At 67.4% G+C, this 12,800-nt stretch carries 11 protein-coding genes and 1 pseudogene; 8 read left to right on the forward strand and 4 right to left on the reverse strand.

All coding sequences use genetic code 11. The annotated features are described in order from the left end of the window. The 7 genes and pseudogenes from AC1DNG_RS06620 to AC1DNG_RS06650 all read left to right on the forward strand — a co-directional run. Window positions 1-209: pseudogene (locus AC1DNG_RS06620) on the forward strand (sulfonate ABC transporter substrate-binding protein); the annotation flags it as partial. A gap of 43 nt (window positions 210-252) precedes the next feature. Then, entirely contained in the window at window positions 253-978 is a 726-nt protein-coding gene (locus AC1DNG_RS06625; RefSeq protein ID WP_018775157.1) for an ABC transporter ATP-binding protein, read from the forward strand. Further along, complete coding sequence (locus AC1DNG_RS06630; protein ID WP_476886964.1) at window positions 968-1,906, forward strand: ABC transporter permease; 939 nt, start codon at window positions 968-970, stop codon at window positions 1,904-1,906. The genes AC1DNG_RS06625 and AC1DNG_RS06630 overlap by 11 nt, the downstream gene beginning before the upstream one ends. Before the next feature lie 199 nt (window positions 1,907-2,105). Then, window positions 2,106-2,402, forward strand: a complete 297-nt coding sequence (locus AC1DNG_RS06635; RefSeq protein WP_476886965.1) for a putative quinol monooxygenase — start codon at window positions 2,106-2,108, stop codon at window positions 2,400-2,402. A gap of 123 nt (window positions 2,403-2,525) precedes the next feature. After that, a complete protein-coding gene (cobA, locus tag AC1DNG_RS06640) occupies window positions 2,526-3,812 on the forward strand; it encodes a uroporphyrinogen-III C-methyltransferase (protein WP_476886966.1) in 1,287 nt (428 codons plus the stop codon). An 88-nt stretch (window positions 3,813-3,900) separates the two neighbouring features. Next, the gene (locus AC1DNG_RS06645) at window positions 3,901-5,376 is read left to right on the forward strand and encodes an FAD-dependent oxidoreductase (RefSeq protein ID WP_476855617.1); all 1,476 of its coding nucleotides are present in this window, start codon (window positions 3,901-3,903) and stop codon (window positions 5,374-5,376) included. A 197-nt stretch (window positions 5,377-5,573) separates the two neighbouring features. Then, complete coding sequence (locus AC1DNG_RS06650; RefSeq protein ID WP_476886967.1) at window positions 5,574-6,575, forward strand: DNA topoisomerase IB; 1,002 nt, start codon at window positions 5,574-5,576, stop codon at window positions 6,573-6,575. Window positions 6,576-6,600: 25 nt separating this feature from the next. Here the strand turns inward: AC1DNG_RS06650 and AC1DNG_RS06655 are convergent, their stop codons facing one another. Next, on the reverse strand, window positions 6,601-7,182 hold the full coding sequence (locus AC1DNG_RS06655) for a hypothetical protein (RefSeq protein ID WP_476855619.1): 582 nt from the start codon (window positions 7,180-7,182) through the stop codon (window positions 6,601-6,603). A 113-nt stretch (window positions 7,183-7,295) separates the two neighbouring features. Next, on the reverse strand, window positions 7,296-8,135 hold the full coding sequence (locus tag AC1DNG_RS06660) for a DUF1206 domain-containing protein (RefSeq protein WP_476886968.1): 840 nt from the start codon (window positions 8,133-8,135) through the stop codon (window positions 7,296-7,298). A 256-nt stretch (window positions 8,136-8,391) separates the two neighbouring features. Between AC1DNG_RS06660 and AC1DNG_RS06665 the strand changes: the two genes are divergently transcribed. Beyond that, window positions 8,392-8,928 (forward strand): hypothetical protein, encoded by a 537-nt coding sequence (locus AC1DNG_RS06665; RefSeq protein WP_476851241.1) that lies wholly within the window; start codon window positions 8,392-8,394, stop codon window positions 8,926-8,928. 94 nt (window positions 8,929-9,022) lie between these two features. Here the strand turns inward: AC1DNG_RS06665 and AC1DNG_RS06670 are convergent, their stop codons facing one another. Both AC1DNG_RS06670 and ppk2 read right to left on the reverse strand, forming a co-directional pair. Next, on the reverse strand, window positions 9,023-11,791 hold the full coding sequence (locus tag AC1DNG_RS06670) for a cation-translocating P-type ATPase (protein ID WP_476886969.1): 2,769 nt from the start codon (window positions 11,789-11,791) through the stop codon (window positions 9,023-9,025). Window positions 11,792-11,819: 28 nt separating this feature from the next. After that, entirely contained in the window at window positions 11,820-12,689 is an 870-nt protein-coding gene (ppk2, locus tag AC1DNG_RS06675) for a polyphosphate kinase 2 (RefSeq protein WP_476886970.1), read from the reverse strand. Between the last annotated feature and the right edge of the window lie 111 nt (window positions 12,690-12,800).

Here is a 12,800-nt window from a genome sequence, read left to right on the forward strand (position 1 = left end):
CCGACGTCATCGACCGGTCCCTGAAGAACATTGTCTTCACCACCGACCCGCTCGCAGGGACGTACAAGAAGCTGCTCCAGGACGGCGTCGACGCCGGCACCACCAAGCAGGCCGACATCAACGGCATCTTCGACCTCACGGCGCTCAACAGCGTTCTGAGCGAGAGTGCCGGCAAGAAGATCTCCGCCGAGGGGCTCGGCAAGGACTAGCGCCCGGCCCCCAGCCATCCGCCACAACAGTAAGGACCAGACCATGCCAGTCGTACTGGAACACCTGGGCAAGCGCTTCGGCGCCGGCGCCCCGGTGCTGGACGACGTCAACGCCACCATCGGGCAGGGCGAGTTCGTCGCCCTGCTCGGTGCCTCCGGCTGCGGCAAGTCCACCCTGCTCAACATCATGGCGGGACTGGAGGCCCCGACGTCGGGCGCCCTGGAAGTGCCCAGCGACGGCGCCGCCTTCATGTTCCAGGACGCGGCACTGTTTCCCTGGCTGACCGCGCGGGAGAACATCGAGCTGGCCCTGAAGCTGCGCGGCGTCGGGAAAGCCGACCGCCGGGTCCGGGCGGGGGAGCTGCTGGACCTGGTGCACCTGGGCGGTGCGGGGGACAAACGGCCCCACGAGCTCTCCGGCGGGATGCGCCAGCGCGTCTCCCTGGCCCGGTCGCTGGCCCAGGACCGCCAGCTGCTGCTCATGGACGAGCCGTTCGCGGCCCTGGACGCGATTACACGGGACCTGCTCCATGACGAGCTGGAACGGATCTGGAAGGAAACCGGCCGGACCATCGTCTTTGTCACCCACAACGTCCGCGAGGCCGTCCGGCTGGGCCAGCGCGTCCTGCTGCTCTCCTCCCGGCCCGGCCGCGTGGTGCGGGAATGGCACGTCAGCGAAGAGCACCGCACCGACGCCGGACTGGCCGGCCAGCTCACCGGCGAAATCACCGCCCGGCTACGCGAGGAGATCCGCCGCCATGCCAAGTAACCAGCTTCCCGTGGCGGAAGCGCCAGCCGAGACCCGCAAGGTCCACGCCGCCCTGACTCGTTCCTCCACCGGCAAGGAAGACCTCCGCGAGCTCGAAGCGGGCCTCGACTCCCTGCAGTCAGACTCCATCCGCAAGGTCCGCATCGACTGGAGCCGGATCCTGCTGCCGGTGGCCGCGCTCGCGGTGCTGATCATCCTCTGGCAGTTGTACGTCTCCCTCGGCTTCAAGCGGCGCGACGTCGTGCCCGGCCCCCTGGATGTCATCGGCCAGGTCGGAACCCTGTGGGGGGAGGGCAAGCTTCAAGAGGCCGTCTGGACCTCGCTGCAGCGCGGCGTCGTGGGCTTCCTGATCAGCGTGGTGATCGCGACGCCGGTGGGTCTCGTGCTGGCCCAGGTGGCACCGCTGCGGCGCGCTTTCGGGCCGCTGATCTCCGGGCTGCAGGTCCTGCCGTCGGTGGCCTGGGTGCCGGCCGCTATTCTCTGGTTTGGGATCACGGATGCCACCGTGTATTTCGTGGTGTTCATGGGTGCGATTCCCTCGATCATCAACGGCCTGATCTCCGGTGTGGACCAGATTCCGCCGCAGTACCGCAGCGTCGGAAAGGTCCTGGGTGCGTCCCGGCTCCAGCTGGCCTTGCAGATCATCCTGCCGGCGGCCCTGCCCGGGTACCTCGGCGGTCTCAAACAGGGCTGGGCGTTCTCCTGGCGCTCGCTCATGGCGGCGGAAATCATCGCAGTCGGCGGCACCATCGGCTTCGGTCTGGGCTCCATGCTGGACCAGGGCCGCGTCCTGTCCGACATGACCATCGTCATGTCCGCCATCCTGCTGATCCTCGCCGTCGGAATCCTGATCGAGCTGCTCGTGTTCGCACCGATTGAAAAGCGGCTGCTCCGCCGCCGCGGCCTCCTGGCCGGCAGCACCCGCTAGGCCAGCCACCCAGCTCCTCCAAAGCAACGCGGGGTCACCTACGGCCCATAATCCATTGGTTTATGGGCTGTAGGTGACTCCGCGTTGCTTTTTCGATGGCTCCTTGCCCGGGTACAGGCACCGGCCTACACTCACGCCTAGAGGCCGTGTTGCGGCCCCTTCCACGGCTGATGCAAAGCCCGATTCCTAGGAGGTCGCTGTGGCGGCAAAATTTGGCGTGCTGGCCCTGGTCGAAGCCAAAGCGGGGAAGGAACAGGACGTCTGGGACTTCCTGAACGGAGGGCGCGAAATAGTGCTCAACGAGCCCGGAACGCGCACCTGGTATGCCTTCCGGGTCAACGAGAACACCTTCGGCATCTTCGACACCTTCGATACCGAGGAGGACCGTCAGGCCCACCTCAGCGGCGCCATCCCCGCCGCCCTCGGCGAACACGGTCCCGTCCTGCTCGCCAAGGATCCCGACATCAAGCTGATCGAACTCATCGCCGTGAAATAGGGGTGCCTCCGGCCGCCGCAGATCAGGAGCGGCGATTGCCATTATGTGACGCGGCGTTACCTTGCGTGAACTGGTGTTGCCGCACCGTTGTTCCGCTATGTGACGCCGCCCTATCGTCGATGCATGGCAATTCAGGACATTTACCCCACGGCCCTGCGCCTCCTCGGCCGTCCCGTGCTGGTGGTCGGCGCCGGCCCGGTGGCCGCCCGGCGCACCAAGGGGCTGCTCGACGCCGGAGCCCGCGTCACCGTCGTGGCACCGGCCGCCTGCCCGGCGCTCGCTGCACTTGCCGACGCCGGCCTCCTGAACTGGGAGCCCCGCCCGTACCGGCGGTCCGACGTTGACGGCGTCTGGTTCGTCCAGACCGCCACCGGCGACGCCGCCGTGGACGCGCAGGTCTCCGCCGACGCCGAGGCGCAGCGCATCTGGTGCGTCAACGCCTCCGACCACGAAGCCTCGGCCGCCTGGACGCCCGCCGTCGCCGTGGTGGACGACGTCAAGATCGCCGTCAACGCCGGCGGAGACCCGCGCCGCGCCATGGCCCTGCGCGACGCCGTCGCCACCGCCCTGGCCACCGGAGACCTGCCGCTGCGCCGGCACCGAGTTTCCGGCACGGGGGCAACTCCCGGATCCGTGGCCCTCGTCGGCGGCGGTCCCGGCGACACCGGACTCATCACCGTCCGCGGCCGCCGGCTCCTTGGCCAGGCCGACGTCGTGGTGGCGGACCGGCTCGGCCCGCGTGAACTCCTGGCCGAACTGGCCCCCGATGTCCGTGTGGTGGAGGTCGGCAAGACCCCCGGCCACCATCCGGTGCCGCAGTCTGAAATCAACCGGATCCTGGTCGAGGAAGCCCTGCAGGGCCACCGCGTGGTCCGGCTCAAGGGCGGTGACCCCTACGTGCTGGGCCGCGGCGGCGAGGAAGCCGAATTTTGCCGGCAGCACGGCGTCGAGGTCGAAGTGGTTTCCGGCGTCACGTCGGCCATTTCCGTCCCCGCCGCCGCCGGCATCCCGGTCACGCACCGCGGGCTGGCCAAAGGCTTCAGTGTGGTCACCGGCCATGAGGAACTCTCGGAAGTCCCGGCCCGTGCCGACCACACTGTGATCCTGCTCATGGGTGTGGGCCAGCTGCGCGATTCCGCAGCCTCCATGGCCCGCGCCGGTTTGCCTCTTCAGACGCCTGTTGGCATCGTAGAGAATGGATACCTGCCAAACCAGCGGGTGACCATCGGAACCCTCGGGACCATCGCGGACCAGGCGGAGGCCGCAGGCGTAGCGAATCCCGCCGTGATCGTGATCGGCGACGTGGTCCGCGTCAGCCCGTTCGCGCCGTCGCACTTCAAGACCGCGGACTACAGCACCACCTCCCCGAACGCTCCCCGCACCACCAAGACCCGCGTACTGACCCCCTAACACCCGTCGATTGCTCCACAACTGCCGTTATCAAGCCCCAAAGGGCGTTTGTGGAGCAACGGATGCAGAACAAAAAAGGAACACAGCCGTGTCAACTAGCACCCCCGTAGGAACCGCCGCCCGCCCGCTGCGCGTCGCCGTCGTCGGCTCCGGTCCCGCCGGCGTCTACGCCGCGGACATCCTGACCAAGAGCGAGGCCGTCAAGAGCGGCGAGCTCACCGTCAGCATCGACCTCTTCGACCGCTACCCGGCACCCTACGGTCTGATCCGCTACGGCGTGGCCCCCGACCACCCCCGCATCAAGGGCATCGTCAACGCCCTGCACAAGGTCCTGGACCGCGGCGACATCCGGTTCTTCGGCAACGTGGACTACGGCACGGACTTGTCCATCGATGACCTCCGCACCCACTACGACGCCGTCATCTTCGCCACCGGCGCCATCAAGGATGCGGACCTCAACATCCCCGGCATCGAGCTCGAGGGCTCCTACGGCGGCGCCGACTTCGTGTCCTGGTACGACGGGCACCCCGACGTGTCCCGCGAATGGCCGCTGGAGGCCAAGGAAATCGCCGTGATCGGCAACGGCAACGTGGCCCTCGACGTGGCCCGCATGCTCTCCAAGCACGCCGACGACCTCCTGGTCTCCGAAATACCGGACAACGTCTACACCGGGCTGAAGTCCTCGCCGGTCACGGACGTGCACGTGTTCGGCCGGCGCGGGCCCGCCCAGGTCAAGTTCACGCCCCTGGAACTGCGCGAACTCTCCCACTCCAAGGACGTGGACATCATCCTCTACGCCGAGGACTTCGAGTTCGACGCCGAATCGGACCGGCAGATCCAGAGCAACAACCAGACCAAGACCATGGTGGGCACGCTCACCAACTGGATCGCCGAACAGCCCGAGGACCTCTCCGAGCTCACCGCGTCCCGCCGGCTGCACCTGCACTTCCTGCACAGCCCGGTCGAGATCTACGGAGAAGAAACCGACGGCGCCGACGCGCCCGGCCGCGTCGCCGGGATAAAGTTCGAGCGCACCGAACTGGACGGCACCGGCAACGCCCGCGGCACGGGCGAGTTTGTCGAGTACCCGGTCCAGGCCGTGTACCGCGCCATCGGCTACTTCGGTTCCGCCCTCCCCGAGGTCGAGTTCGACCACAGCAAGGGAGTCGTCCCGAACGACGGCGGTCGGGTCCTGGACGCCGCCGGCACCCACGTGCCGGGGATCTACGCGACCGGCTGGATCAAGCGCGGTCCGGTGGGACTGATCGGCCACACCAAGGGTGACGCCCTCGAAACCGTGACCTACCTGCTTGAGGACCGCGAAAACCTGCCGCTGGCCGCGGCGCCCGCCCCCGAGGCGATCGTCGAGCTCCTGGCGGGCCGCGGCGTCGAGTACACCAGCTGGGAAGGCTGGCTGGCCCTGGACGAGCACGAGCGCGCCCTCGGTGAAAAGGCCACCGCTGCCGGCGGGTCGCACGGCGTCGCCGTCCAGCGCGAGCGCATCAAGGTGGTGCCCCGAGAGGACATGGTGGAGATCTCCCGCGGCGCCGCCGTCGAGGTCTAGCCTCAACACAGAACAACGCAGAGCAACGACGCAGAGCAACGCGGAGCAACGACGCTGACCAGCGCGGGGTCACTTCGCGCCCATCCCGGAAGGGATTTTGGGCGCTAAGTGACCCCGCGTTGTTTGATTTACGCGGAATCCCGGGCGGTAGTCAGTAGGCTTACCGTCATGGATGAACACTCGCCCAGGGCCGGCCAATGAGGCTCCGCCACAGCAACGCGTCCGGCCGAGGATACCGCAGGGTCCCCGCCGGGACCGGGTTCAGTTACAAGGACCTGGACGGCTCCACCCTGCCGCCAGGCCCCGTGCGGGAACGGCTCGAGGGCATCGGGATCCCGCCGGCCTGGACCGACGTCTGGATCGCCCCGTACGACAACGGGCATATCCAGGCCACGGGAGTGGACGCGGTGGGCCGGCGGCAGTACATCTACCATCCGAGCTGGCGGGAACGGAAGGACCGGCTGAAGTTCGACCGTTCGCTCCAGCTGGCTGAGACCCTGCCGACCGCACGCCGCCTGGTGACCATGGACCTGCGCTCCGAAGGGCTGACGCGGGAACGCGTGCTGGCGGCCGCCTTTCGGATGCTCGACAGCGGATCATTGCGCGTCGGCTCGGAGCGCTACACCAATGAAAACGGCAGCCATGGCCTCGCCACCCTGCTCTGCGCCCACGTCACGGTGCGCAAGGACGAACTCCGGCTCAGCTTCCCGGCCAAGAGCGGCAAGACCTGGGAGTCGCGGATTGACGACGCCGACCTCGCCGCCGTCGTGCGCCAGCTCAAGCGCCGCGGCGGCAACGCCCGCCTGCTGGCCTACAAGGACGGCCGCAGCTGGCATCCGGTGTCGAGCGCGGACATCAACGGGTACGTCAAGGAGCGCACGGGGGAGGACTTCACCGCGAAGGATTTCCGCACCCTGCGGGGGACGGCGGCGGCAGCGGTCAGCCTGGCGCAGAGCGGCCCGCAGCCGAAAGTCTCGGCCCGGAAGAGTGCGGTGAGCCAGGCCATGCAGGACGCGGCCGCGGTCCTGGGCAACACACCGTCGATCGCCCGGAAAAGCTACGTGGATCCCCGGCTGCTGGACCACTTCGCGGCCGGGGAAACGATCGACCCGAGGCGGCTGGATTCCGCCGAGTCCGAGATCCGCGCCCTGCTGTACCAGGAAGGCGACGTGGTGCCGCTGCGGAAGGCCGCCGGCTAGTTCCCGGGCGCGGCCCGGCGGCACCTCAGAACTCGGCGTTGATGAACCCGATGACAATCGCCGTCCACCAGCACAGCTGCGAGATCACCAGGCACAGCAGCAGATGGACCCGTTGCCCGGCGGTCAGGTCCTTGAACGAGGCATCGGGCGTCAGCCTGGCCAGCCGCCGCATGAGCGGAATGAGCATGATCCCGTTAAGGCTGAGCACAAGGACGGCGGCGAGCTTGAGGTCCGTCATCGGGTTGCTCAGGTGCGGGTTCAGGAACACGCCCGTGGCCAGCATGCCGGCCAGGCCGCCCCAGATCAGCGGTGTCGCCGCGCCGTCGAGCCTGATGGTTTCGGCCAGGTCACGTCTGCCGATCAGCCACAGGAAGCCGTGCCAGTCCACCAGGACGACGGCGCCAAAGGCCACCACCATCGACAGCACGTGCAGCACGACGGCGACATGGTGGACATAGGTGTCGACTTGGACCGCGGTGGACAACGTGACCGAGAGCAGCCAGGCCGCGGCGGCCGCGGCGGACAGGGCGGCCACGAGCCGCCGCGTGGACCGCTCAGATTCACGATGCCGTCGGAGGGTGCGTCTGCTCACCGGAACGTAGCTCATGCCATACCTCTGCGAGACCTGGCGCCGGTGGCCGTCCCAGCCCGGCTCGGGGTAGCTCCACGATAGTCCCGCGGGCAGATGCCAAACAAGGAAATCCCCGTCCAGGGCGGCGGCTACATCCGGCCGAAGCGCGCCCGGACCAGCGCGAACACGCCGTAGGCAATGAACCCGGCCCCGATCGCCAGGAGCAGGTACGGGCCGAAGGGGTGGTCCCGGAGCGCCTTGAGGCTGCCGTCCAAGCCGGTGGAGGAACCGGGATTGTTGGTCGCCGCGGCCACGACGAAGAGCAGCCCGGTCAGGATCAGCGCCAGCCCTTTCGAGACGTGCCCGGTGACGCCAAGGGCGCTGATCACCCTGCCGCGGCGGGTCCCCTCGAAGTGCTGCAGTTCCTCCTTGAACTTCTTCCCGAAGCCCTTGGCGATGAAATACACGCCGATTCCCATGATGGTGAGCCCGAGGCCGACCAGGGCCGGAACCCCCAACGGTGACTGGATCAGGGCCGTGCTGAAATCCCGGGTCGAGTCGCCCGAATCGCCGCGCTGGCCGAGCCCGAAGCCCGCGAAGCTCAGCCCGACGCTCCCGTACGCTATGGCAAGGAAGCCGGAGGAAATGAGTTTGCCCAGCTGCTCCCGGCGCGGCAGGTGGCGGCCCCGGAGCGTCGCCTCGCTCAGCTGCCAGAGCGCGAGGCCCGCGCAGGCGATGCAGGCCGCCCACATCACCGCCGGACCCCAGGGGTTGGCAGCGAGTTGTTCGATGGCGCCGGTGGGTTCGGCCTGACCCGGCGCGCCCAGGACCAGGGCGACGGCGATGGCCCCGATCACGATATGAAGCAGTGCCATCACCGCGAATCCGGAACGGGCGACGACGTCGAGCACGGTGCTGTTCGACGCCGCCTCCGCGGTGTCGACGGCGTCGCCGATGGCGGCTTCGATCCCGGACTCTTCTTCTGCCATGGTGATGCGGCTATTCCTCATCTGGTCCGGTGGAACGGTGCCGTGCCTACGGCGGTGTGCCGGTGTTGTGCCTTACGGCGGTGTGCCTATGGCGCCGATTCTACGCGGGGCGAAGTGACATCCGCTTGGACTACCGCGTTTTTGGTAAGTGTGCTTACCATAGCCGGGTCATGGCCCCGCTCGTGGACATGCCGCGGACCGGCAGCCTTGCTGCCCCTGCGATTCGGATTCGAAGACAGATGATAGGAAGCTCAACATGGCAGGTAATCTTGTTGCCCGATCCATTCACGACCTGACGGCAGCCGCCTGGTTCGGCGGTTCCCTGATGGGCGCCATTGGGCTCAACGGTGCCACGGCTGCTGCCAAGGACCCTGCGGAACGTACCCGCCTCTCAAGCCTGGGCTGGAAGAAGTGGGCGCCGTACCAGGCGGCGGCGTTTGGGGCGCATTTTCTTTCGGGCCTCGCCGTCATGTGGGAGAACAAGGGCCGGATGGCCAAGCAGGACGGCGTCACGCGCCTGAGCGTCTACAAGTCCGTCGTCACCCTCGCCGGTGCCGCTGTGACCCTGTACGCGGGCCTGCAGGGAGCCAAGGTGGACAAGCTGGCCGCCGAGGGCGCCAAGGGTGCCACCGAGCCGAAGCCGGGTGCCTCCGAGGAACTCCGTTCCGCGCAGCAGCAGCTGAAGATCCTGCAGTGGACCATCCCCGTGTTCGCCGGCTGGGTGATCGTGCTCGGCGCCAAGCACGGCGAGATGCAGCGGCCCAAGAACGTACTGAAGGGCCTCGTCCGCTAGCCCCGGCACAGCCGGTATGCGCCACTGTTGAGGGCCGGAACATCGCGTTCCGGCACTCAACAGTGGCAGTCGCACTCTCGCCGGAACAGCACTCTCACGCCTGAACGGGGGGAGCCGGGACTGCGGCCCGGCCCTTCGATTGCCGGGCCCGCAGGATGATCTTGAAGATTTCACCGAGGAACAGCAACACCACGCCCGGCACCAGGCAGAGCAGCCACTGCTGGCCGGAAAGCGGCAGCGTGCCGAACAGGTCCTGCATCACCTTCATCTGGGTGATCAGCATCGAGCCGAGGACGGCCCACGCGAACGCCCAGAGCAGCTTCGGGTTGGACACCGTGGCGGGCCCGAAGGCGCTCTCGGTCGGGTAACGCAGATTGAGCGCCACGAAGATGTTCATCAGCCCCAGCCCCACCACAGCCATGGTCTGGCCGACCTCCAGTGAACCGTAGGTGGTTTTGCCGATCTGCACGAGGATCAGCGTCGCGGCCGCCATGAAAAGCCCGACGACGAACAGGCGCACCATCATCGACCGGACGAGGATCGGCTGGTTGAAGGGCCGTGGTTTGCGGTCCATGATGCCCGGCGTCGCGAGATCCAGGCCCATCACCGCCCCAATCGGGGCGACGATCGCCATGTGGATCCACAGCACCTGGGCCGGGCTGAGCAGGGCCGTGCCGGCTATGGCGAAGGCCGAGGATCCGATGAACGCCAGAATGAACATGAACAGGTTGGCGACCTGGATCCGGATGAACTTCTGCAGGTTGTCGTACACGAGCCGGCCCTCTTCGACCGCCGCCACGATGGTGGCAAAGTTGTCGTCGGCCAGGATCATCTTGGCCGCGCCCTTGGCGACGTCGGTGCCGGTGATGCCCATCGCGATCCCGATGTCGGCGGCCGCGATGGCCGGCGCGTCGTTCACGCCGTCGCCGGTCATGGCCACGATGTTGCCCTTGCGCTTGAGCACCTCGACCAGCCTGACCTTGTGTTCGGGGGCTACACGGGCGATCACGCCGATCCCGTCCACCTGGCTGTCGGCCTCCGCGTCGCTCATCGCCGCGAACTCGGCCCCGGTCACCGCGCGGCCCCTGATGCCCAGTTCGTCGGCGATCGCCGCAGCGGTGACGGCGTGGTCGCCGGTGATCATCCGGACCCGGATGCCGGCGTGCTTTGCCTTGGCGATGGCGGCCACCGCCTCGGCGCGAGGCGGGTCAACCTCGCCGATCAGCGCCGAAATCTCCAGATCCTGCATCAGCGCCATCAGGTCGCCCGAAGGCTGGAACGTCGCCGGGTCGAACTCGCGCTGCGCCAGGGCGAGAACCCGCCTGCCCTGGCTGGCGATGCGTTCGTTCTCGGCAAGCACCTTGCCCCGCATTTCGTCAGTGAGGCGCTCGGCGTGGCCGCCCGGCATCCGGCCGAACGAGGACCTGCTCAGGAGGACGTCGGGTGCGCCCTTCACGTAGGCCCGGATCACGGGCCTGCCATCGGCCCCCGGCATCCGGTGGAACGTGGCCATGAACTTGTAGTCGGAATCGAACGGTACCGACGCCACGCGCGGGTTGTTCCGGCGGAATTCCCTGACGTCCACGCCGCCTTTCTGCGCGAGCACGTAGAGCGCTGCCTCGGTGGGGTCCCCGACCACCTCGCCGTCGTTGATATCGGAGTCGTTGCACAGGGCGCAGGAGAACATCACGTAGTCCAGGTTCCGTTCGGCGTCCCCGGTGGTCCGTTGGATCTGGCCGTCGAAACTGTAGCCCTCACCGCTGACGGTGTAGTGGTGCTGCACTGTGGTGATCTCGCGGACCGTCATCTGGTTCAGGGTCAGGGTGCCGGTCTTGTCCGAGTTGATGGCCGAGGTGGAGCCCAGGGTCTCGACCGCAGGGAGGACCTTCATGATGGCGTTCTTCTTGGCCATATTGACCGACCCGACGGACAGGATGGTGGTGACGACGGCGGGCAGCGCGTCCGGGATGGAGCCGACTGCCAGCGCCACACCGATTCCGAAGAGCACCGCGAAGGACTCGCCGGAGGCCAGGCCCATCACGACGATGGCGATAAACGCGAAGAGGGCCGCGATAATGATGAAGATGGTGAGCCGGTCCACCTGCTTGGTGAGCGGGGTCTTCTCCACTTTCTGCCCGGACAGCATGTGGGCGATGTGGCCGACCTCCGAGCCCATGCCGGTGGTGGTGACGAGGATTTCGCCGTGGCCCCGCGTCACGTTCGTGTTCATGAACGCCATGTTCAGGCGGTCGCCGATGCCGACGTCGTGCCGGCCGATGGTCTCGGTGTCCTTTTCGACGGCGACGCTCTCCCCGGTCAGGGCGCCCTCCTCGATCTGGAGGGTTGCCGCCAGGATGATCCGGCCGTCGGCGGGGACGCGGTCACCGGCATCGACCACCACGATGTCGCCGGGGACGATCTGTTCGGCGGGGAGCTCCACAACGTCACCGTCGCGGCGCACCTTGGCCATAGCCTTCATCATCTGCCCCAGGGAGGCGGCGGCTTCTTCGGCCTTGCCCTCCTGGTGGTACCCCAGCCACGCGTTGAACAGCGTCAGCAGGGCAAGCCCAATGGCGGTTCCGTATTCCGCGATCAGCAAGCTGACCAGGGCGGCGACCACAAGGACGATCTGCATGTAGTCCTGATAGTGCTTGAAGAACCGTTTCCATACCGGCTCCTGCTTAGCGGCGGCGAGGGCGTTCGGGCCGTACTCCTGCAGCCGCTGCTGCGCCTCTCCCGTGCTCAACCCGCCAGCCGGATCCACCTTCAGCTCGGCCGCCACTTCAGCCGGTGCCAGCGCGTACCAGCTCGCGTCAGCCTCCGCCGGGGCCACCCCAGCTACTGCTCCGGGATCGTCGCTCATGACTTCCTCCTCATCGCCGGGGCGCTGCTTAGAACGGGGTGGGGATGTGCCGCACGGCCAGTGCCGGTTCGGTGTAATCGCCGGCCTTCTGGCGCTTGGGGAGCTCGACGTCGAGCCCCGGGTACGGCTCGTAGGGCACCTGGCTGAGAATATGGCTGATGACGTTGAGCCGGCCGCGCTTCTTGATGTCATTGTGCGCGATGTACCACGGCGCCCAGGCGGTGTCGGTCGCCTCGAACATGGCGTCCCGGGCCCGGGAATAGTCGTACCACCGTTTGTAGGACTTCAGGTCCATCGGAGAGAGTTTCCAGGTCTTGCGCGGATCATCCATGCGGCTCTCGAGCCGCCTGGTCTGCTCGTCCGCACTGACCTCAAGCCAGTACTTGAGCAGGATGATCCCGGAGTCGACCATCGCCTTCTCCACCATCGGGGTCATGTCGAGGAACCTCTGGGTCTGTTCCGGGGTGCAGAAACCCATCACCCGTTCGACGCCCGCACGGTTGTACCAGCTGCGATCGAAGATGACCACCTCGCCCGCCGCCGGGAAGTGCGACATGTAGCGCTGGAGGTACATCTGCGACTTCTCCCGCTCGGTCGGTGTGGGGAGCGCGACCACGCGGAACACCCGGGGGCTCACCCGCTCGACAATGCGCTTGATCGTGCCGCCCTTGCCGGCCGTGTCGCGGCCTTCGAAGACGATGCAGATTTTGGCTCCGGTGGACTTCACCCACTCCTGCATGGCGACCAGTTCACCCTGCAGGACCTCCATCTCCGCTTCGTACTTCTTGCGCGGCATCTTCTTCCCGGCGCGCTCGTCCTCTGCGTCGGAGCCCTTGGACTTTTTCTTCTTCTTGCCCACCATCGACCTCCTCGCGACGTACTTGCTGAGGTAAACCACAACACTGCGACACCGGCGAGACTGTCATCCAACGAGACCGGCACCCCGGCCCGGGACTGGGGCGCGGCTGCACTTGTCGCGGGCACCCTCGTGCGGCGTCCTGCCATTCTT

This window comes from Arthrobacter sp. 01T425, from assembly GCF_056398725.1.